This is a genomic window from Nocardia sp. NPDC004278 (assembly GCF_053602975.1).
In genome coordinates, this window is sequence record NZ_JBSGEQ010000003.1 from 278,595 (window position 1) to 300,043 (window position 21,449).

At 66.2% G+C, this 21,449-nt stretch carries 18 protein-coding genes; 9 read left to right on the forward strand and 9 right to left on the reverse strand.

The features are described 5' to 3' along the window. Positions 1–34 precede the first annotated feature (34 nt). Positions 35–1,396 carry a DoxX family protein gene (locus tag ACWEO2_RS06240; protein WP_452404362.1) on the forward strand — a complete coding sequence of 454 codons (1,362 nt, stop codon included), beginning with the start codon at positions 35–37 and terminating at the stop codon, positions 1,394–1,396. A 22-nt stretch (positions 1,397–1,418) separates the two neighbouring features. Here ACWEO2_RS06240 and ACWEO2_RS06245 read toward each other — a convergent pair whose 3' ends face one another. Then, entirely contained in the window at positions 1,419–2,378 is a 960-nt protein-coding gene (locus ACWEO2_RS06245) for an isopenicillin N synthase family dioxygenase (protein ID WP_452404363.1), read from the reverse strand. A 64-nt stretch (positions 2,379–2,442) separates the two neighbouring features. Further along, complete coding sequence (locus ACWEO2_RS06250) at positions 2,443–2,913, reverse strand: nucleoside deaminase (protein ID WP_452404364.1); 471 nt, start codon at positions 2,911–2,913, stop codon at positions 2,443–2,445. 84 nt (positions 2,914–2,997) lie between these two features. Between ACWEO2_RS06250 and ACWEO2_RS06255 the strand changes: the two genes are divergently transcribed. Continuing rightward, entirely contained in the window at positions 2,998–4,533 is a 1,536-nt protein-coding gene (locus tag ACWEO2_RS06255; protein ID WP_452404365.1) for a PucR family transcriptional regulator, read from the forward strand. 380 nt (positions 4,534–4,913) lie between these two features. On the opposite strand, the gene ACWEO2_RS06260 is transcribed toward ACWEO2_RS06255, so the two are convergent. Together ACWEO2_RS06260 and ACWEO2_RS06265 are read right to left on the reverse strand one after the other, a co-directional pair. Then, positions 4,914–6,323, reverse strand: coding sequence for a purine-cytosine permease family protein (locus ACWEO2_RS06260; protein WP_452404366.1), 1,410 nt, complete (start codon positions 6,321–6,323; stop codon positions 4,914–4,916). Positions 6,324–6,410: 87 nt separating this feature from the next. Further along, positions 6,411–7,370, reverse strand: coding sequence for a poly(ethylene terephthalate) hydrolase family protein (locus ACWEO2_RS06265; protein WP_452404367.1), 960 nt, complete (start codon positions 7,368–7,370; stop codon positions 6,411–6,413). A gap of 258 nt (positions 7,371–7,628) precedes the next feature. Here ACWEO2_RS06265 and cobA point away from each other — a divergent pair, with 258 nt between their 5' ends. The 3 genes from cobA (at position 7,629) to ACWEO2_RS06280 (ending at position 11,994) form a co-directional block, all read left to right on the forward strand. Then, positions 7,629–8,849, forward strand: a complete 1,221-nt coding sequence (gene cobA / locus ACWEO2_RS06270; RefSeq protein ID WP_452404524.1) for a uroporphyrinogen-III C-methyltransferase — start codon at positions 7,629–7,631, stop codon at positions 8,847–8,849. A 133-nt stretch (positions 8,850–8,982) separates the two neighbouring features. Further along, the gene (locus ACWEO2_RS06275) at positions 8,983–10,497 is read left to right on the forward strand and encodes an MFS transporter (protein WP_452404525.1); all 1,515 of its coding nucleotides are present in this window, start codon (positions 8,983–8,985) and stop codon (positions 10,495–10,497) included. 15 nt (positions 10,498–10,512) lie between these two features. Further along, the gene (locus ACWEO2_RS06280) at positions 10,513–11,994 is read left to right on the forward strand and encodes an MFS transporter (protein ID WP_452404368.1); all 1,482 of its coding nucleotides are present in this window, start codon (positions 10,513–10,515) and stop codon (positions 11,992–11,994) included. A gap of 17 nt (positions 11,995–12,011) precedes the next feature. Here the strand turns inward: ACWEO2_RS06280 and ACWEO2_RS06285 are convergent, their stop codons facing one another. The 3 genes from ACWEO2_RS06285 to ACWEO2_RS06295 all read right to left on the reverse strand — a co-directional run bounded on the left by ACWEO2_RS06285 (position 12,012) and on the right by ACWEO2_RS06295 (position 15,430). Then, the gene (locus tag ACWEO2_RS06285) at positions 12,012–12,422 is read right to left on the reverse strand and encodes a PPOX class F420-dependent oxidoreductase (RefSeq protein WP_452404369.1); all 411 of its coding nucleotides are present in this window, start codon (positions 12,420–12,422) and stop codon (positions 12,012–12,014) included. Positions 12,423–12,539: 117 nt separating this feature from the next. Then, positions 12,540–13,907, reverse strand: a complete 1,368-nt coding sequence (locus ACWEO2_RS06290; protein WP_452404370.1) for an aminotransferase class III-fold pyridoxal phosphate-dependent enzyme — start codon at positions 13,905–13,907, stop codon at positions 12,540–12,542. A 32-nt stretch (positions 13,908–13,939) separates the two neighbouring features. Then, entirely contained in the window at positions 13,940–15,430 is a 1,491-nt protein-coding gene (locus ACWEO2_RS06295; protein WP_452404371.1) for a CoA-acylating methylmalonate-semialdehyde dehydrogenase, read from the reverse strand. A gap of 497 nt (positions 15,431–15,927) precedes the next feature. On the opposite strand from ACWEO2_RS06295, the gene ACWEO2_RS06300 reads away from it, so the two are divergent. Next, entirely contained in the window at positions 15,928–17,607 is a 1,680-nt protein-coding gene (locus ACWEO2_RS06300) for a PucR family transcriptional regulator (protein ID WP_452404372.1), read from the forward strand. Positions 17,608–17,645: 38 nt separating this feature from the next. Here the strand turns inward: ACWEO2_RS06300 and ACWEO2_RS06305 are convergent, their stop codons facing one another. Beyond that, positions 17,646–18,221, reverse strand: coding sequence for a hypothetical protein (locus ACWEO2_RS06305; protein WP_452404373.1), 576 nt, complete (start codon positions 18,219–18,221; stop codon positions 17,646–17,648). Between the two features lie 166 nt (positions 18,222–18,387). Here ACWEO2_RS06305 and ACWEO2_RS06310 point away from each other — a divergent pair, with 166 nt between their 5' ends. From ACWEO2_RS06310 to ACWEO2_RS06320, 3 genes are all read left to right on the forward strand, one after another. After that, on the forward strand, positions 18,388–18,798 hold the full coding sequence (locus ACWEO2_RS06310; RefSeq protein ID WP_452404374.1) for a hypothetical protein: 411 nt from the start codon (positions 18,388–18,390) through the stop codon (positions 18,796–18,798). Positions 18,799–18,815: 17 nt separating this feature from the next. Beyond that, positions 18,816–19,145: a hypothetical protein gene (locus ACWEO2_RS06315; protein ID WP_452404375.1), complete on the forward strand. Its 330-nt coding sequence runs from the start codon at positions 18,816–18,818 to the stop codon at positions 19,143–19,145. 210 nt (positions 19,146–19,355) lie between these two features. Then, on the forward strand, positions 19,356–20,291 hold the full coding sequence (locus tag ACWEO2_RS06320; RefSeq protein ID WP_452404376.1) for a hypothetical protein: 936 nt from the start codon (positions 19,356–19,358) through the stop codon (positions 20,289–20,291). Here ACWEO2_RS06320 and yaaA read toward each other — a convergent pair. Beyond that, entirely contained in the window at positions 20,288–21,034 is a 747-nt protein-coding gene (yaaA, locus tag ACWEO2_RS06325; protein ID WP_452404526.1) for a peroxide stress protein YaaA, read from the reverse strand. The two genes, ACWEO2_RS06320 and yaaA, sit on opposite strands and share 4 nt — an antisense overlap. Positions 21,035–21,449: the final 415 nt, after the last annotated feature.

The window sequence follows — 21,449 nt, forward strand, 5'->3', positions numbered from 1 at the left end:
CGTGGCGTCGTCGGGTGAGAGTGAGGGGATCGGTGTGAGTGCGGTCGGTACGGAGGTTCTGGATCGGCCGGACAGCGTGATACCGCTCGGAGGGTCGGCTCGGTGGAATCCGTTGGCCCGGATTGCGTTTCGATTCTGCTTCGTCTATTTCGGCCTGTTCTGCCTGCTGTTTTCCCAGATTCCCTTCGCCTTCGCCGGACTACTCGTCGATTCTCTGCCCGACAACGCGGCGCTCTGGGAATTTCGCGTGATGAGCCCGGTCATCGAATGGGCCGGGCGAGGGTTCTTCGATGCCGAGGTAGTGCTGCGGGAGGATTCCGGCAGCGGCGATCAGTGGTTCTTCTGGTCGTTCGTCTTCTGCCTGCTGATCGTCGCGGCGGTGGTGACGCTCATCTGGACGGTGCTGGACCGGCACCGGCCGAACTATCAGCGGCTGCAGGCCTGGTTCCTGCTCTTCATCCGGATCTGCCTGGGCGGACAGATGCTGCTGTACGGGTTCGCCAAGGCGATTCCGACGCAGATGCCCGAGCCCTCGCTCGCCAAACTGCTGCAACCATATGGTGAGTTCAGCCCCGCCTCGGTGCTGTGGCATCAGGTCGGAAGTGCACCGACCTACGAGATCTTGCTCGGCTGCGCCGAAGTGCTCGGCGGGCTCTTGCTTTTCGTGCCGCGCACCGCGACGCTCGGCGCGATGTTGAGCCTGGTGAGCTTGGCCCAGGTCTTCGTGCTCAATATGACCTTCGACGTCCCGGTCAAGATCCTGGCCTTCCACCTCATGCTGCTGAGCATGGTCCTGCTGGCGCCGCAGGCGCGGCGGCTGGCGAATGTGCTGGTGCTGAACCGGCCGTCCGAACCGGCCACGCAACCGGATCCATTCCGCGGCAACCGAACTCGATGGATAGCGATCGCACTGCAGGTCGCGCTCGGGGTGTGGATGGCATTGGGTTTCGTGCACACGGGGCTGAAGTACTGGAACGAGGGCGGCGGTGGCAGCCCGAAGCCGCCGCTGTACGGGATCTGGACGGTATCGGAGTTCACCCAGGACGGGGTGCCGGTTCCGCCGCTGACCACCGATGAAACACGTTGGCAGCGAGTCGTTTTCGATGTGCTGGGAATGACCTATCAAAAAATGGACGGCACACTTGTGCCGGTCGTACCCACTGTCGACACCGCCGCACATACGATCGCGGTATCCGCGCCGCCGCAGCGGCCGGACGCGCAGCCGAGTTCGATCGCCATGTTCACCTTCGAACAGCCCGCACCCGACCGCCTGACGCTGAACGGGCAGTTGAACGGTCACCCGGTGACCATTTCCCTGCAGCAGGTCGATCTGAACAGCTTCCCGCTGCGCGGCCGTGGGTTCAATTGGGTGCAGGACTACCCGTACTTCCGCTGAAATCCCTTGCCGGAGTACTGGATCAGCCGATGGTGATGGCATCCAGCCTGGTACGCAGGAAGGCCGCCGACACCACCGGTTGCAGTCCGCTCACCCGGCCGATCGGCGGCTCGAGCGGGGTGACCACGGCATCGTGATCGAGTTCGTAGAAGTAGATCAGCGAGACCAGATCCTCCTCGGGCGCCTCCGGTTGCGGTGGCAGCACCCGATGCCTGCCGGACGGCCAGCGTTCGCCGCTCCAATAGGCGAGCAGGTCACCGATATTCACGGTCAGCGCGGCCGGATCGTAGGGTGCGTCGGCCCAGCCTCCGGCTTCGGTGTAGATCTGCAATCCGCCCGCGCCGGGCTCGCGATCGAGCACGGTGACGGTGCCGAAATCGGTATGCGGGCCGATGCGGTACTGACCGGGTTCGGGCGCGCCGACCGCGCTGAGCGGCGGGTAGTGGTTGATATTGCAGGTCCAGGTGGGACGTGCGGCCAGACCCTGGAAAGGGTTGGCGGGCAACTCGAGTGCGGCCGCGAACAGGGCGAGCAGTTCATCGGAGAGGGCGCGCATGGCGGCGGTGTAGGCGGTCATCAGCTCGCGCAGTTCGATCACCTCCTCGGGCCAGACATTGGGCAGGAACCAGACCTCGTCGACCTCGGGATCGCCGGTGCGGGTGTCGGCGCCGACGGCGTAGGTCTGCTTGAGATCGGGTGGCGTTTCGGTGCCCTCGGCATAACCGTTGGCCTCCTTACCAGGGCCGATCCAGCCACGGCCGCCGACGGTGACCGCATAGCGCTGCTTGACCTCGTCCGGTAGCGCGAAGAAGCGGCGGGCCGCCGCGCGCACCTGCGCGGGCAATTCCGCCGGTATGCCGTGCCCATAGACGAGCAGGAATCCGGCGCGACGCAACCCCCGGTCCACATCGCGTTCGACTTCGGCGGCGGCCGATCCGCCCGCCCGCCACCGGGCGAGGTCGATCGAGGCGATCGCGTTCATGCTTCGGTCCCTTCTGTTCGGCCAGCGCTACCGTGCGGGAATGCTCGACGGAAGTGTTCTGTCGCTATGCGTCGATCTGGTCGGACACCCCGATGTCTTCGTGCCAGAGCAGTGGCTGGTCGGCGATGAACTCGGTCATCAGGTCGATGCAGCGCTGGTCTTCGAGCACGGTCACCGCGACGCCGTGTTCGGCCAGCCAGTCGTGGCCGCCGTGGAAGGTCTGCGACTCCCCGATGATGACCGCTCCGATGCCGAACTGGCGAACCAGCCCGCTGCAGTACCAGCAGGGCGAGAGGGTGGTCACCATGATGGTCGAGCCGTAGTCGCGGCGACGGCCCGCATTGCGAAACGCATCGGTCTCGGCGTGGATGCTGGGGTCGTCGGACTGCACCCGGCGGTTGTGCCCGCGTCCGAGCAGAGTGCCGTCCGCCGCGAACAGGGCCGCGCCGATCGGGATCCCGCCTTCCGCCAGCCCCCGCAGTGCCTCGTCATAAGCCACCTCTAGCAGTTGCCGTGCCGGTATCGCCTGCGTCATGGCTCCAACCTCCAGGAACCGGGCGGCTATCGCAACGTACAGTTCGTCCGCTCAGATCGACGGCCGGGGTGACAAGATGACCATATGTTGCCCACCGTCCGCGAGCTACTCGCCGACCAGTTCAGTGCGGCCGATCCGCTCGTTCTCGCTGGTCACAGTAGATTGGGGCGGTCGGTTCGCTGGGTGCACTCCAGCGAGATCTACGAGATCAGCCCGCTGCTGTCCGGTGGGGAACTGCTGCTCACCACCGGCCTGGGCCTGGCCGGTGTCGATGCGGGGACGCGGCGGCACTATCTGCGCGAGATCGCGGGCCGCGGGGTAGCCGGGGTGGCGTTCGAGTTGGGGCGCACCTTCGACGCGATGCCGCCGGATATGGTCGCGGAGGCCTCGCGCAATGGGCTGCCGCTGATCGCGCTGCGCGCTGTGGTGCCGTTCATCGACCTGTGCCGCGCGGCCAATACCGAGATCGTGTCGCGCGAGGTGTCGGCGCTGCGGTTGCTCAACGAGCTCGCGCGCGATGTCACCAGGGAACTCGCGGCGGGTAACGGGTTGGCGCATCTGCTCGCCAGGATCGGTGCGGCTACCGGCTGTGCGTTGATCGTGACCAGCGGCAATGGTGCGCTGATCGCGGCGCACGGCGTCGATGATGATCGGTCGGCGTGGGCCGCCGTCGAAGCGGCGGTCGCCTCGGCACCGATCCGTGCACGGGAGAAAAACTGGGGAACGCTCACGGCGGGACCGGGATCCGGGCTCGACGAGGCCACGCTGGCGCAGGTGCTGGAGCAGTCCGCGCCGAGCCTCGGCTTGGCCCTGACGAATTCGGGTGCGCCGACCGGTCGGCCGCAGCTTGCGGCGATGACGCTGCTGGCGGATCTATTGGACGGCAAGCCGATTCGGCAGGCGGATCTGAAGGTGCGCGGTACCGCAGCCGGAGTTCCTGCGCTGTCGGGACGGATACTGGTCCCGGTCGCGCTCGACGCGCCTGATGCGCGTATTGCCGCGCGTCTATTGGATACCGCGGCAAAGGAACTCGGTAGGTCAGGGCTGGTCGGGGAGGTTCATGCCACGACGTATGGGTTGCTCACGGTCGAGCGAGGTGGTGCGGATCCGGTCGGTGAGACAGTGCGCGTACTGCGAAAGTCGTTTGCCACCAATACTGTCGAAGGGGTCACGATCGTGGTCGGCGATCCTTGTGAGTTCACCGCGCCCGCGCTCACCGGCTCGCTGCAAGCCACACGCTCCGCACTCCGGCTCGCGACGCTTCATCGCCGGGATCGGCTGGCGGGCGGTCCGATCTCGACCTGCCGTGAGCTGGCCACTGAGTTGGTGGTCGAATCTCTGCCGGAATCCGAACGAACTCGCTTGATAGCCACCACCGTCGCACCTCTGATCGCCTGGGACGCAAGCCATCACAGCGATTTGTCGCGCACCCTGGAGGTCTACCTCCGGCACGGCGCCAGCCCGACTCGCAGCGCCACCGCCTTGCATATCGGACGCCAATCTCTCTACCAACGCCTCGACCGCATCCGCGAGCTCCTCGGTTACGACCCGAGCGACCCGGCATTGGCCGGAACCTTGCTGCTAGCCCTGTGCGCCCACCGACTCGCCGCAGTGCGCTGACGCGCCGTGGGCGTCGGAAAATCCCAGCAGTACACCAGTTTTCGTCGGTGGGCTCACGTACGGTGATGCCACCTCTCTTCGAGGGCCGGAGGACTCGGTCCTACTCCGCGCCCAGAAGGGAGGTGGTGGGGATGGCGAAACATCGCCGGAAAAAGAGCAAGGCCCCGGTCGACTACGGCATCTGTCTCGGATTAGCTGCCGTGATCGCCGGGGCCCTCGTTCTGGTCCGCTGGTTGCGGGCTGAGTAAACCCACAAGATGGGACGTCGTAGCAGCGGCGTCCCATCGCCAGCATCACTCGCGTGATAACTCAACTGTACGGCCTGCGCCTGATCAGGTCCACTGAATCGGCAATCGTCGGCCCATACACCGCCGGCGCGGTCACTCGGTAGACGCGGCGACCGAATCTTCGGCGGAGTTACCTGGGCGCGCGAGCACCAAATAGGCGGCTCCAGCGAGCAGGAAGCCGACGAAGAAGGTGATATCGCCGAGGTCCGGTAGCTCGCGAACCGCGTAGCCGGTGAACTTGGCTTGGTTGGAAAACAACAATACGGAGATGACCAGACCGATCAGGAATGCTGCCACACCACCCCAATTGGTGTAGGAGCGGTTGTACAGCAGACCGCCGAGTTTGCGGCCGCGTCGCAGGTATTGGTCGGCGAACATGACGCCGAGCCAGGGACCGATCCAGTACGCGACGACGAGCAGGAACGCCTCGTAACTGGCTGCTGCGTCGGGCAGTGCCCACCACGCGACCAGAAATCCGATAGCGCCGAACGCGATCGATACAACGGCCCGCTGGGTACGCAGCGGCAACTTGACACCAATTGTCACGAAAGCCATCGCACCCGAATACACATTGAGCGCATTGGCGGCGACGGCCCCGATGGCGATCGCCAACAATGTCAGATCGGCAAGCACCGTAGGCAGATTCGCCGTGAAGATATCGGTCGGACTGCCGACAACCGTGCTGGCGATGGTCGCCGAGGCGGCGCCGAGCACCGACAGCCACAGGCAGGAGACGAACAATCCGGCCGCCGCGTATCCGCCCGTCGCGACCTTCGACACCGTGGCGGGCAGATAGCGAGAGTAGTCCGCCGCGTACGGATTCCAGCCACCCGCGTACCCGAACGCGGTGCCGACGGTGAGCAGGAACCCGCCGATACCGCCCACGCCACCGGACGGCGCCGCGGCACCGAGGTCGGCCTTGGTGAAGATCACGACCGTCACGATCAGGAACACCATGGCCAGCACCGGGAACACGATCCGCTCGAATGCGTGCACCAGATTGTGACCGAAGACGGCAAATCCCGTCTGCGCCACCACGATCAGCACCAGTGCGGCGAGTTTGGGCATCCCGATCAGTGTGCTCAGCGCGAACGCACCGCTGACGCTATTGGTAGCGAACCAGCCGACGCCGCACATGATCGACATGAATGCCGCGGGCAGCGCGTTGCCGCGATAGCCGAATGCGATACGGCCCAAGACCATTTGCGGCACACCGAATAGTGGGCCGCGCGCTGACAATACGTAATGTGCGGCCGCGCCGAGTCCGACGCCGACTGCCAGCCCGAGTCCGGCTTGCCAGAAGTTCATGCCGAAGGCGGTCACCGACAGCACGCCGATGAAGATGGTGGCGAACTCCAGGTTCGGTGAGGTCCAGGTCCAGAAGAGTTGGCCCGGGGTGCCGTGCCGCGCGTCGTCGGGGATGTATTCGTTGCCGCCCGGTTCCACCGCGATGACGCGATCGGCGTATTCGGAGGCCAGCGGCGTGTCATCGGTCAATGCCATCCCTGAACACTGGTTGCTGACCGGGTTCCGGACAACCGACGAATCGTACGCCAGCGCGAGCTTCGCTGCGGACAGTTCGTCACGACGTCAGTGCACCGTGCTGGTTTGGTTGCTCCAGTTCGGTGATGAGGCCAGAAATGGGCCGGTGCCCGCGACGAATATGCTGCGGGCGGTGGTGTCGCCACGGAGTTCGGCCAGCAGCCAGGCGGTCGGATAGCCCAGGTATCCGTACACCCCGGTGGTGCACGAGAAGGAAGCTCGAGTGCAGTCCGGTTGGCCCTGAATATCGTTGTGGTTCAACCCGTTCAGCGTGCCCCATGCCTTCGGCACGGTTGCCGCCTCGTAATACGCCCGATTCGACTGCAACCCGCTGGACTCCCACGGCCGTAGCTGATCCGACGGTGAAATGAATGTATCCGCCGAGCCGTTCACCAAGAACAGCGAACCCGAACTCAGGCTCCGAGTGTCGGCACAGGTGCCCGAGCACCAGATCCGGGCGGGCAATTCGAACGGAATCACGGTCTTGATCGCCCCGGCCGATTTGATCATCGCGTTGAGTACACCGTTCGCGCCTTGCGAATGGCCCAGCGCGCCGACCGCCGTCGGGTCCAGCTTTCCGAAAAACGCGCTCGACGGATCCTGCGCTCGGTCCAGCAGATAGGTCAGCGACGAGAGTATGTCGACCCCGGACCCGGTCTGCCGATTCTCCGTCGCGATCACGACGAATCCCCACGACGCCAAATGCCGCAGCAGATGGCCGTATTGGCTCGGCACCGCATCGGTGCCGTTGCCCCACACCACGATCGGATGCCGAGTAGCACCGAGATCGCTCGGGTACCAGATGTCGTACTCGGCCCCCGTCGAATCACAACAACCGAATCCGATCTCTTCGGTGACCTCCGAGGGGCCCGCCTGGAAGTACATCGATTCGACTCCGTCGGCAGGCGTATAGGCCGCCGGATCCGCCTGCGCGCTACCACCCGTCGCGAGCCAGCCGATCAACAGCACCGATACCGCCGCACGGACCACCCGGCCCCAGCGATTCATGTGCCGAAGTATAAGGACCGCTCGAGCCGAAATCCGGTTGGGGCAAGGACCGTCGGCATCCGCCTGATGTCGGCCGGCCTACTGGTCGCGGATCGCCAGCTCACGGGCGATGCCTTGCCGCGCAGTTGCTGTGGCGGGTGAGTGCCGCGAGCACACACGCAGGACGTAGGCTCGAACACTGTGCCGAACACGCCTGTACCCACCGATGACCAGTCGGAACACGACTCCGATGCGCGTCCAGCCAGCGATCCGAACTACCTGGTCGGGCTCGATCTCAATGGGCGGCGTGTGGTCGTGGTCGGTGGCGGGACGGTGGCGCAGCGCAGGCTCGGGTTGCTGATCGCATCCGGGGCGGATGTGCATGTGGTCAGTCGCGAAGTCACCCCGGCGGTGGAGGGCATGGCGACATCGGGGCAGCTCACGCTGAGCTTGCGTGCCTATGCCGATGGCGATCTGGACGGCGCCTGGTACGCGATCGCCTGCACCGATGAACCGGAGACCAATGCCGCGGTGGTCGAGGAGGCCACCCGGCGGCGGATCTTCTGTGTGCGCGCCGACAGTGCTCGGCTCGGCACCGCGGTGACTCCTGCGACCGCCCGGCACGACGGCCTCACCCTCGGTGTGCTGGCCGGTGGCCAGCATCGGCGCTCGGCGGCGGTGCGCAATGCGCTGCTGGAGGCGCTGCAATCGGGTGTGGTGATCGATGATTCGACGCCGATCACCCCGGGCGTCGCGCTGGTCGGCGGAGGTCCCGGCGATCCGGATCTGATCACGGTGCGCGGCCGCCGCCTGCTCGCGCGCGCGAATCTCGTTGTCGCCGACCGGCTCGCACCGCCGGAGCTGTTGGCCGAACTCGGTCCTGATGTCGAGGTGATCGATGCGGCGAAGATTCCGTACGGGCGGGCCATGGCGCAGGAGGCGATCAATTCCGCGCTGATCGAGGGTGCGAAGGCGGGCAAATTCGTGGTGCGGCTCAAGGGTGGCGACCCGTATGTCTTCGGCCGTGGCTATGAGGAACTCGAGGCCTGCGTCGAGGCGGGCGTTCCGGTGACCGTGGTGCCGGGTATCACCAGCCCCATCTCCGTCCCCGCCGCCGCGGGCATCCCGGTGACCCATCGCGGCGTCACCCATGAGTTCGTCGTGGTGAGCGGCCATGTCGCACCCGACCACCCGGATTCGCTGGTCGACTGGCCCGCCCTGGCCCGGCTGCGCGGCACGATCGTGCTGATGATGGCGGTCGAGCGCATCGAACAATTCGCGACCGCGCTGATCGAGGGCGGCCGCCCCGCCGACACCCCGGCGACCGTCATCCAGGAGGGAACCCTGCGCACCCAGCGCGTCCTGCGCGCCGACCTCGGCACCGTCGCTGCCCGCGTCCGCGCGGAGGGCATCCGCCCGCCCGCGATCGTCGTCATCGGCCCCACGGCAGGTTTTTCGGCCGATCCCGTCGAGCCGCGCGCCGCGTCATCGGCCGAATAGCACAGACAATTGGGGCTTGTCACAAGGCCCAGCGGCTTCCGCTATGACTGCGTGAATCGCACCCGCGCGGGCGCGGAGGTGAGACCGGTATCAATTACAGTGGCTCACCGTGCTCGATAATCCCGCGGCGACGATGAAGTATCCGGTGACGGAGCGGGCCTTCGGGCTCGCGATTCTGGTGTTGAGCGGGTTGCAGCTGATGGTTGTGCTCGACGGCACGGTGGTGATCTTCGCCCTGCCGCGACTGCAGCAGGAGATGGGCATGACCAGCGCGGGGGCCGCATGGACGGTGACCTCGTACGGACTGACCTTCGCCGGTCTCATGCTGCTCGGCGGGCGACTCGGCGATGCATTCGGGCGTAAGCGGATGCTGATGGTCGGCGTCGGATTGTTCACGGTCGCGTCGCTGCTCTGCGGACTCGCGCAGAGTCAGGCCATGCTGATCGCGGCGCGCGCGGTGCAGGGTGCGGGTGCCGCGATCGCGGCGCCGACGGCTTTCGCGCTGGTGGCGACGACCTTCGCGCCCGGAAAGGCGCGCAATCAGGCGATCGCGTTCGTCGGCTCGATGGTCGGTATCGGATCGGTCGGCGGTCTGGTGGTCGGCGGTGCACTGACCCAGCTGTCCTGGCGCTGGATCTTCCTGATCAATGTGCCGATCGGCACATTGATCATCATCGGTGCGCTGTTCCAGCTCGCGGACACCGAACACCATCGGTCCCCACTCGATATCCGCGGCGCGGTGCTCGGCACCCTGGCCTGCGCCTCGATCGTCTTCGGCGCGACCGAAGGGCCGGAAATGGGCTGGGGCAGTCCGGCGATCATCGGCGCGCTGGTGGCGGGTGTGGTGCTGCTCATCGTCTTCTTGGTCGTGGAGCGCACCGTCGACGATCCACTGCTGCCGTGGTCGCTGTTCGACAGCCGCGATCGGATCACCACCTTCGCACTGATCTTCCTGGCCGGTGGTGTGCTCGGCGCGATGACGTTCTTTGTCGCACAGTTTCTGCAGAATGTGCTCGGCTACGGCCCGCTGGTGGCCGGTGTCGCCTCGATTCCGTTCACGATCGGGATCGGCGTCGGCGGCGGGCTGGCCTCCAAGGCGGCGTTGGTCGTCGCACCGCGCTGGCTGCTGTGCGGCTCCGCGTTCGTGTTGTCGGCCGGCCTGCTGGTCGGTTCGCAGCTCGATGGCGGTGTGAGCTACCTGACCATCCTGCTGCCGCTGCTGATCGTGATCGGTTTCGGCGTCGGCGTTGCAATGGTGCTCGCGCCGCTGTGCGTGCTGGTCGGTGTGCCGCCGTCGGATATCGGTCCGCTGTCCGCGGTGGGCCAGATGTTCATGAGTTTGGCGACGCCGGTGTTCATCGGGCTGCTGACTCCGATCGCGGCCTCGCGCACGATGTCCATGGGCGGGCGCACCGGAAAGGCGGCGGATATGAACGAGGCCGAGATCTTCGCGCTCGGCAGCGGGTACACGCTGGTTCTCGCGGTCTGCTCACTCGTCGCGGTCGCGGCTGGCTTCATCGCCCTGATGCTGCGTTTCACGCCGACACAACTGGCCGAGGCGCAGCATGCGCAGGAGGAATCGCAGCGGACCGGGTCCATGCCGGTCATCCCGCGGACCGGGCCGATTCCGGTCATCCGTCGGTCCTGACTACAGTGGCTGACTGTGCCAGACAATCCCGCGACGACGCGTTATCCGGTGACGCGGCGGGCGTTCGGACTCGCAATTCTGGTGCTGAGCGGGTTGCAGCTGATGGTCGTGCTCGACGGCACGGTGGTGATTCTCGCGCTGCCCCGACTACAGGACGAACTGGGACTGTCGAGTTCGGGTAGCGCCTGGATGGTCACCGCGTACGGCTTGCCGTTCGCGGGGCTGATGCTGCTCGGCGGCCGGATCGGTGACTCGTTCGGCCGCAAGCCCATGTTCATCGCCGGGGTCGCGCTGTTCACAGTGGCCTCACTGCTGTGCGGACTCGCCCAGAACGACGGGATGCTGATCGCGGCCCGCGCGATCCAGGGCACCGGTGCGGCGCTCGCGGCCCCGACGGCACTGGCCCTGGTGGCGACCACCTTCGCACCCGGCCGGGAGCGCAACAAAGCGATCGCGATCTTCGGCTCGATGATGGCGGTCGGCTCGGTCGGCGGTTTGGTGATCGGCGGCGCGCTGACCGAGGCGAGTTGGCGGTGGATATTCCTGATCAATGTGCCGATCGGGGTGATGATCTTGTGGGGTGCGCTGTTCCAACTGCGCGATACTGCCCACCATCGACTACCCCTGGACGTGCGCGGTGCAGTGCTCGGCACGGCGGCGTGCGCGTCCTTGGTATTCGGTGCAACCGAGGGACCCGAATTCGGCTGGGACAGCCCGATCATCATCGGCTCGCTGGTCGCCGGTGTGGTGCTGCTGATCTGCTTCATCCTCGCCGAGCGGTGGGTCCGCAATCCGCTATTGCCCTGGTCGCTGTTCGATCATCGCGACCGCAACGCGACCTTCGGTGCGATCCTGCTGGCCAGCGGAGTGCTCGGCGCGACAACCTACTTCGCGGGTCTGTTCGTCCAGAATGCCGTCGGATACAGCCCGCTGGTCGCCGGGCTCGCCTTCATTCCGTTCACCATCGGCGCGGGTATGGGTACCGCGCTCGCCTCGAAACTGGCGATGACCGTGGCGCCGCGCTGGCTATTGAGCGGTGCCGCGGCGATCATGGTCGCCGGATTGCTGTTCGGCTCGACCCTGGACCGCGGCGTGCGGTACCTGCCGACGCTGCTGGTGCTGTTCATCGTCATCGGATTCGGCATCGGCGTGGCGGTGGTGATGGTCCCGCTGTGCGTGCTGGTCGGTGTGCCGTCGAGGAATATCGGACCGCTGACGGCGGTCGGCCAGATGTTCATGAATCTGGGCACACCGGTCGCGATCGGACTGCTCGCACCGGTCGCCGCCACCCGCACGCTGTCACTCGGTGGCACCACCGGCAAACCCTCCGACATGACCCCGGCCCAACTCGATGCCCTCGGCAGCGGTTACACGCTGGTACTTTTCGTCGCCGCGTTCGGCGCGCTGCTCGTCGGTCTGGTCGCGCTGACCTTGCGATACACCGCAGCGGAGGTGGGACAGGCGCAGCATGCTCAGGAGGCGGCCAAGCAGGGGTGATCCGCTCGGCCGTCGGCTCACAGGCGGCCGGCGACCTTGCGCGGGGTGACCCGGACGATCACGCGGAGTCCGTCATTGACGGAGGCGGGGTTGAATTCGACGTACGGGAGTCCGTGGTAGTGGTTCGCCAGCTCGTTCGGGAGTGCCTTGTCCGGATCGGGCGTCAGGGTGGCGGTGCCGCGAATCTCCGCGTACACGTACGGGTTCTCCGGCGGATTGATCATGACGGTGATCCGCGGGTCGCGGGCGAGGTTCTTGCCCTGCTGGCGATCCACGGTGGTGGAGAACAGCAGGTCGTCGCCGTCGCGCTTGAGCCAGATGACGGTCAGATGCGGTTGTCCGTTCGGCCCGATCGTGGCCGCGGTCGCATACACCTTGGCCTCGTCCAGATACTTCTTCAACTCATCGGAAAGCGCAGCACTGGTCATGCGGAAGTGAAACGTTCGGCCGATCAAGAACATTCCCGCTCCGATCGGCTGGACGCGCGCTAGGTATTGTCGGATCAGGCCGCAGCGGCGAGGGGCCCGAGCGGCGTCCGAATCTGCTCAGTCCACGTGCCCGTCGGCAATGGAAAGCACCTGGTCGAGGATCGCCAGCCCCTCCTTCGCCTCCGCCTCGCCGATGACACACGGCGGGACCACATGCAGCCGATTGAAATTGACGAAGAGCAGCAGGCCCGCCGCCTTCGCCGCGGCGACCGTCTCCGACATCGCGGTGCTGGTGCCGCCATAGGGGGCCAGCGGTTCGCGAGTTTGCCTGTCCCGCACCAGTTCCAGCGCCCAGAACACGCCGGTACCGCGCACATCACCGATGCTGGGATGGCGTTCGGCGAGTTCGTGCAGACCCGGACCGAGGACTCGCTCACCGATATCGGCGGCATTCTCCACGATTCGCTCGTCGCGCATCGCGTTGATGGTGGCGACCGCGGCCGCCGTCGCCAACGGATGACCCGAATAGGTCAGCCCGCCCGGGTAGGGGCGATCATCGAAGCTCGCCGCGATGGCCGGACTGATCGCGACACCGCCGAGCGGCACATAACCGGAGTTCACCCCCTTGGCGAAGGTCACCAGATCGGGGACGACACCGTCGAAATGCGCTATGGCGAACCACTTTCCGGTGCGGCCGAAACCCGACATCACCTCATCGGCGATGAAGACGATGCCGTACTTATCGCACAGCGCCCGCACACCCGCCATATATCCGGGCGGTGGCACCATGATCCCCGCGGTGCCGGGGATGGATTCGAGCACAATCGCGGCGATCGTATCCGGCCCCTCGAATGCGATGGTCTGCTCGAGATGCGCCAAAGCGCGTTCGGCTTCCTCGGATTCGGTGCTCGCGTGGAATTGCGACCGGTACAGGAACGGGCCGAAGAAGTGGACGGCCCCGCTATTGCCGTGGTCATTGGGCCAGCGTCGCGGGTCGCCGGTGAGGTTGATCGCGGTCTCGGTGCCGCCGTGATAGGAGCGGTAGCGCGCGAGCACCTTGTAGCGCCCGGTATGCAGGCGCGCCATCCGGACCGCATGCTCGACGGCATCGGCGCCGCCATTGGTGAAGAAGATCTTGTTCAGCTCGCCCGGGGTCCGCTCGGCAATGAGCCGGGCGGCCTCGGAGCGGGCGTCGTTGACGTGCTGCGGTCCCACGGTACACAGCTTGGCGGCCTGTTCCTGTACCGCGGCAACGACTTTCGGATGCTGGTGACCGATATTGGTGTTCACCAGCTGCGAGGAGAAATCGAGCAGGCGGTTGCCATCGCCATCCCAGACGTAGCAGCCCTGGGCCGCGGTGATGGTCATCGGCGTCAGCTGTGCCTGCGCGGACCAGGAGTGGAATACGTGGCGACGGTCGAGCTCGTAGGCGCGCGCGGCGGCCCGCCTGGCATCCTCGGCTGTCAATCCATTCGGGAGGGTCATCGGCGAGTTCTCCTGCGTGAGTCGAGGACCGGCTACTTGTTCTGCGGGAATCCGAGTTCGAGTCCGCCGTGGCTCGGATCGAGCCAGCGCGTCGTCACGGCCTTGGCCCTGGTGAAGAAGTGCACGCCCTCGGTGCCGTGCGCGTGCGAATCGCCGAACAGCGAGTTCTTCCAGCCGCCGAAGCTGTAGTAGGCCATCGGAACCGGGATCGGCACATTGATGCCGACCATCCCGACCTCCACCTCGTTGTGGAAGCGCCGGGCCGCGCCGCCGTCATTGGTGAAGATCGCGGTGCCGTTGCCATAGGGGTTGTCGTTGATCAGGGCCAGCGCCTCGTCGTAGCTGTCGACCCGCACGACCGACAGCACCGGGCCGAAGATCTCGTCGGTGTAGACGCTCATCTCGGTGCCGACGTGATCGAGAATCGTTGGCCCGAGCCAGAATCCGTCCGCCTCCCCGTCGGCCCGAACGCCGCGTCCGTCGAGAACGACAGTGGCACCGGCGGAATCGCCCGCATCGATATAGGCGGCGACGCGATCGCGGTGCGCACGGGTCACCAGCGGGCCCATATCGGTATCGCGGGTGCCATCGCCGGTCTTGATGGTCTTGGCGCGCTCGGTGATCTTGGCGACCAGTTCGTCGCCGACCGCGCCGACCGCGAGCACCACGCTGATCGCCATACAACGCTCACCCGCGGAGCCGAATCCGGCGTTCACTGCGGCGTCGGCGGCCAGATTCAGGTCGGCGTCGGGCAGCACGACCATATGGTTCTTGGCGCCGCCGAGCGCCTGTACGCGCTTGCCATTGGCGGTGCCGCGCTGGTAGACGTACTTCGCGATCGGTGTCGAGCCGACGAATGAGACGGCCTTGATATTCGGATTGTCGAGCAGTTCGTCGACCGCGACCTTATCGCCCTGCAGCACATTGAAAACCCCTGCGGGCAAACCGGCCTCGTGCCACAGCTCGGCCAGCCACAGCGAAGAGGACGGATCCTTCTCACTCGGCTTGAGCACCACGGTATTCCCGGCGGCTATCGCGATCGGGAAGAACCACATCGGCACCATCGCCGGGAAGTTGAACGGTGATATCACCGCGACCGGGCCGAGCGGCTGGCGGATCGAGAAGATATCCACCTTGGTCGACGCATTCTCGGTGAATCCGCCCTTCACCAAATGCGGTACACCGCAGGCGAATTCGACTACCTCCAGGCCGCGGGTCACCTCGCCGAGCGCATCGGAGCGCACCTTGCCGTGCTCGGCCGTGATCAGCTCGGCGAGTTCTTCCTTGCGTTCATTGAGCAGTTCGCGGAACCGGAACAGGATCTGGGTGCGCCGCGCCAGCGAGGTATCGCGCCAGTCCGGAAACGCCGCCTTGGCCGATTCGATCACCGCCCTGGCATCCTCGACACCGGCCAGCGCGACCTGCCCGGTCACCACCCCGGTCGCCGGATTCGTCACCGGCGCGGACGCCGAACTCGTGCCAGCGAAGGGCTTGCCGTCGAGCCAGTGCGCGATTGTCTGCATATCTCCTCGATTCGTCCGTGAGCGTTGGGGGTGTCGTCGACCACTGAGTGCTGGGTGCCGATGCACCGTTGTCCCCGGCCGGTCACCGGGATCCCGGATGTGCGCCGTGGGCGGTGCCGCGCGGATGCTTTGATCGGGTCCCAGGGTTCGCCGGGGTGGGGTCATCTGGTTGTGTCTGCCGGGCTTGACGGTCGGGCTGGCGATAGACACTCGCTCGTCGCTCGTCGCTCGTCGCTCGTCGCTCGTCGCTGGCGGCCGTCGGTTGGTGGTTGGCGGCCGGTGGTGGCCGTCGCTCGGTGGTTGATGGCCGTCGGTCGTCGGTTGGTGGTTTGGCGGCTATTGGCGGTTGGCAGTCGGTGGTCGGCCGTAGCCGTTCAGCGGTGTGCCGGTGGTGACGGTGTGTCGGATGCTGTTGTGGTCCTAACTCTGCACTATGGACCGGCCATATCGACCCAACGATCTGTACGTGATTTCGGATTTGGTTTTACAATTCGTAGGTGCTGCTCTCCGTTGCCGATGTGCTGGCCATGCCGGTCGTGCGCGCGGGCGAGCCGCAGGTCGTCGGTGGGGGATCGCTGGATCGGCCGGTGCGGTGGGTGCACGTCAGTGACCTGCCGGATGTCGCCGAACTGCTGGTCGGCGGGGAACTGATGCTGACAACGGGCTTGGCACTGACCGGTGGTGACGAATCGACGGTCGCCTATCTGCGGTCGCTGGCTGCGGCGGGGGTGGCCGGGCTGGTTGTGGAACTCGGCGATGCTGTGCCGGAGTTGCCGCGGGTAGTCGTGGAACTGGCCGATGAACTCGAGCTGCCGGTGGTCGCGCTGCATCGGGTCACCCGATTCGTGGAGATCACCGAGGCGGTGCACCGGGTCATCGTGGCCGACCAGTACGCCGAACTGGAGTTCGCGCGCACCGTGCACGAGACGTTCACCGAGTTGAGTGTGCGCCGGGCCTCGCTGGCCGAGATCGTCAAAACCGCCGCGGACATGCTCGATTCCTCGGTGGTGCTGGAAGATCTGGCGCACCGGGTACTCGCGCTGACCGCCCGGCATGCCAGTACCTCGACGATCCTGGAGAACTGGGAGACCACCTCGCGACTCTGGCCCGACGGGTGGGATGTGGTCGCGGTCGGCCCGCATACCCAGCGGTGGGGTCGGCTGATTCTGCGATCGAGTCGGGTCCCGACGCCGCGGGCGCGCATGGTGCTGGAGCGCGCGGCCCAGACGCTGACGCTGCACCGGATGATCGACAAGGACCGCTTCGGCCTGCGTCGGCAGGCGCAGACCGGACTCATCGACGATATGGTCAATGGCCGCGTACTCGACGAGCGCGATGCGCAGGCCAGGGCGGCCGCGCTGGGTCTGCTGACCCGTCGGGTGAACTACGTTCCGCTCGCGGTAGCCGTCGCCGCCCTTGCCGAAGCCGACCAGGTCGCCAGGCAGCGCCGCAGTGCGGGCGTGCTGGACGCGGTGACCCACGGACTCGGACTGTCGAAGGCGACCGCATTGACCGCGGCCGAGCACGGCGATCGGGTCAGCATGGTGCTCGCGGTTGTGCGCAGCGCCGATCTGGACGACACGCTCCGTACCGTATGCACGGCGATCACCGCCGAGGTGCGGCGGGTGGACGGGGTGCACCGCGTGGTCATCGGCGTTGGCGCCGAGGGGGATTCGCTGCTGGATACCGCGCGCGAGTTGGCGCACGCGTCGCACGTCGCCGAGGTTGCGCTGTCGCTGGAGTCGTCGGTATCCGATTTACCGCGCTCACGGGGCACGGCGGGGGTACGCTCCGCTATTGCCTCGGGGCCTGTCGCTCGCGTGGCAGAGCCGCGGCCGTTCTATCGCAGCGGCGATATCCGATTGCGCGGACTGCTCTCGCTGATCCGCAATGAACCCGGTGTGCAGAGTTTCGCCGAAACGGAGCTGAGTGCGTTGCTGCGCTACGACATTCAGCATGCGGCGGATCTGACGCGCACGCTGCGGCAGTTCCTCGATGTGGCGGGCAATAAGACCGAACTCGCCAAGCGGCTCAATATCAGCAGACCGACCCTCTACGATCGGCTCGCCCGCATCGAGCGAGTCCTCGACGTCGACCTCGAGGACGGTGAATCCCGCACCTCGCTGCACACCGCACTGCTCATTCGCGACCTGTCCGCCGACGCCGACATGCTCTAGCCGAACCGGAATTCCCTCTACAATTAGCCACTTCTCGCCTAGCGCAGCCGCACCGCTGTCGAACGCTCGAGGAATGACAGTGCCTCTGCTGGAAAGAGTTCGCGCGGAAGCACTCGCAGGCCCAGCTCACCGGACACCGCCACGGTGTGCTCCTGGATCCGGATCCGCTTGATCCGATCGTAGGGGTAGGTCACGGACTCGACGGCGGTCGTCAACTCCAGACCGTCGCTCAGGTACCGGAGCTGCAATACCGCACCCGGATCCGCATAACGCCGCACCCGCGGCGATCCGCGCCGAGCTTCCAGCACCGACAGCGCCGCCAGAACCACCAGCACGCCCACATAGATCGCCAAGGTCGTCACCACCACGGCGAAACCGCTGGTCCAGGTGCGATAGCGACCGGGCGAAACCGTCAGCGAAATCAGATACCGGAGCAGGCGGTAGCCCATGATGATGAGGGTGACGCCCGCAGCGATCAGCCACACCTCATGCCTGCGCCATTTCAGCGCCAGCTCGTCGCGGGTAATCCACACTGCCGTCTGCGGACCGGCCGGGTAGCGGACGACCATCGCACCAGCCTGATCGCGATATATCAACGCTCGACCGGAATCCAACAGTACCTCCCTGCATGCTAGACGTACTTTACTCTCGGACAACGGATTACGTAGGGCGCCCGGCACCAGATCAGGACCCTGCTGCGCGGTCTACCGATAAATCCGCACCGGGCCGCGCGTCGACTCCAGCGGAAGCTGTTCGCCCTCTTCATCTTTCGGCTGATAGGTGCGCGCAATCCCGGTATTCGCCATCGAGGTCGAGGGACCATTCGCCGGGTTCGACCAATCCACCGAGTACGAGGGTGTCGTTACCGCGCGGGACGATGGAGACCATATTCTGCCGGCCCAGGCTCGCATCGTGGGCCATGAAGTGCGCGGCCGTGATTCGCGGCATCTCGATACCGTCGTTGAGCAGAGGGTTTGGTCGGAGCCGGATGAGTATTCGGTGCGTGACATCCGCGCCCTCCTGGCGGCCCGGGTACCGAAATGGCAACTGCCCGAACGGTGGACGGTGTTGCCGGAGATTCCGAAGACTTCCGTCGGCAAGTACGACAAGGCGGGGCTGCGTCAGCGCTATGCCATCGGCGAGCTGCCCATCGTGCGTGTGCCCGATACCGCTGCGGCAGAAGATATTTGATCGAGGGGGTGGTTGAGATGCCCGCAACTGTGCGTCCGCTGATGTACGCACTTATTCGCACGGCCTTGGTCGCCGACGGAGTCGACCGGTGCGAGCAGCGGCTGCACCGCTTCGCCAGGGAAAAGGGATTCGATCTGGCGGCGGTGTTCCGCGAAACGGGCGACGGTGGCGCCGTCGAGGAGCTGTACTGCGAGCTCCAGCGCTCCGAGGCACGTCACCTTCTCATCCCCACTATGGAACATCTCGCCGGTCTGCCCTGCCCTCGGCGGACACTGCTGTGGCGACTGGCCAGACTGCGCGCCCAGGCGGTGGCCCTGCCCGATGCCGGGACCGAGTGTGCGTGGTGATCCGTCCGATCGCCGATATGGTGGCCACGGTGCCGAAGGACACAGCCAGTCCACCATTGCCGGGCGGGTTACCCCGATTACCCGCGGGCGCTGTGCAGCCCCAGCCCGCACCGCCCTCGTCAGCGCACGGATTTATCCACAGCCTGCGAGTTGTCCACATTTCGCGGATCGGGGCTTTTGGCGGCATGGTCCGCTCGGGAGCATCGTGGTGTGGACTTACCGAAAACGATCTCCCGGCAGGCCGCGCTTCAGGCCGGCGTCGCCGGTCGTGAACTGCGCGGCCGATCCTGGCACCGGATTTGTCGCGGGCACTATGTCAATACCGGTGATGTCGGCGAACTCAATGCCGCACAACGGCATTCGGTGCTGACCGGCGCGGTCGCCGCGGGCGCGAGTTCCGCCGCGGTTGTCAGCCATGTCTCCGCGGCGGTCGCCCATGGGCTACCGGTGTGGTTCGTACCGCTGACGCGAGTGCACCTGACCCGCAACCGAAAGACCGGGGCGCGCATCGGTCCCCGAGTCGTGATGCATGCCGCGTCGACGGAACCGGACGAGATCGTGCGGATCGGTGACCTGCGGGTGACGACGGTGGCGCGCACGATCATCGATCTGGCCCGCACCATGCCTTTCGAACAGGCAGTAGTAATAGGTGATGCCGCGCTGCGTCTCGGCCGAACATCCCGTGCCGAACTTGCTGAGCAACTGATGCGGTCCACCGGACGTCCCGGCTGTCCGGCGGCCCGTCGAGTCATCGAATTCCTCGACGGGCGGGCCGAGAGCCCTGGCGAATCCCGCAGTCGGGTTGCGCTGCACAACTCCGCCCTCCCGATGCCGGAACTGCAGCCCACCATCCTGGATGTGCGGGGAACCGTCGTGGCCAGAGTCGACTTCCTGTTCCCAACACTCGGTGTCGTCGGCGAATTCGACGAAATGGGCCAGCACCGCAACAACATTCACCCATCAGCGGAATCGGTCGCCGAGAAGGTCCGCGACGACGCGCTGCGCGCCCTCGGGTGGATAGTGGTCCGCTGGTGCTGGCGCGACCTCGATAACTCGGAACCTTGGCTGACGCGCCTGACCCGAGCCGCCGACCTGGCCCGCCGCATCCGCCGAACCGGTTCCTGGCTGGCCGCCGAAAGCGTCTAGGTGGTGATGATGAGGAGTTCGGTGGGGGAGGCTATTTCGGTGCGCAGGCCGGATTTGGTGGCGATGCGGGCGACGGTGCGGATGTCGGTGGGGTCGGCGCGGGTGAGGACGAGGGCGCGGGCGAGTAGGCCCTTGTGGTGTTTGTTGAAGTGGCTGACCACGGTTCGCGAGCCGTCGGGGTGTTCGGTGAGGACATTGGCAGTGATGGCATCGGGGACGCGGCCGAGCTGCTGGTAGGTGCCCGAACGCAGGTCGATGACGAGTTCGCCCGCGGCCTCGGCGTGCAAGGCGTCGGGCAGGACATCGCGCCAGATGGCGGAAAGGGTCGACAGGCCGGGGAGCTTGGCACCGCCGGAGAGACGGTAGGCGGGGATGAGGTCGTCCGCGCGCACAGCGCCGAACAGTGCCGAGCCGATACCGAGGCGCGCATAGGCCTTGGCGCGTTGCACCTTGGTGAAGGAGCGGGCATCGAGAGCGTCGTAGAGGACGCCGGTGTAGCGCTCCAGGGCGGGCCGGGTCGCGGAGCTGCGCAACGCCGCATTGCGAGCGATTTCGGTATCGGCCCCCTTGCCGAGGCCGAGTACCGCACGCGCGGTGTCCGGGTCGGCGGCCAGCTTGACGACCTCGTCGATGAGCCGATCGCGCACCGCCGTGAGCTGGGGCATCGCCAGCGACTCCAGCTCTAGCGGTCCGCCGGTTCCACCGTCGGACTTGGTTTCGGAAGGGGGAAGCAGGACCAGCACGACCGGATACGGTACCGGCGCGCACGCGAGTGTCAGCGAGCGAGCCATGAACTCAGTGCGTGTCGGGTGTGCGGCGGAGTCGGGTGTCGGCGAGGCGGTGCCGTGAGTGAGTGTCGGCGAGCGTGCCATGTGTACAGCGTGCGTCGGTGTGTGGCGGAGTTGGGTGTCGGCGAGGCAGTGCGGTGAGTGAGTGTCGGCGAGCGTGCCATGAATGCGGCGTGCGCCGGAGTCGGGTGTCGGCGAGGCGGTGCGGTGAGTGAGTGTCGGCGAGCGTGCCATGAATGCGGCGTGCGCCGGAGTCGGGTGTCGGCGAGGCAGTGCGGTGAGTGAGTGTCGGCGAGCGTGCCATGAATGCGGCGTGCGCCGGAGTCGGGTGTCGGCGAGGCAGTGCGGTGAGTGAGTGTCGGCGAGCATG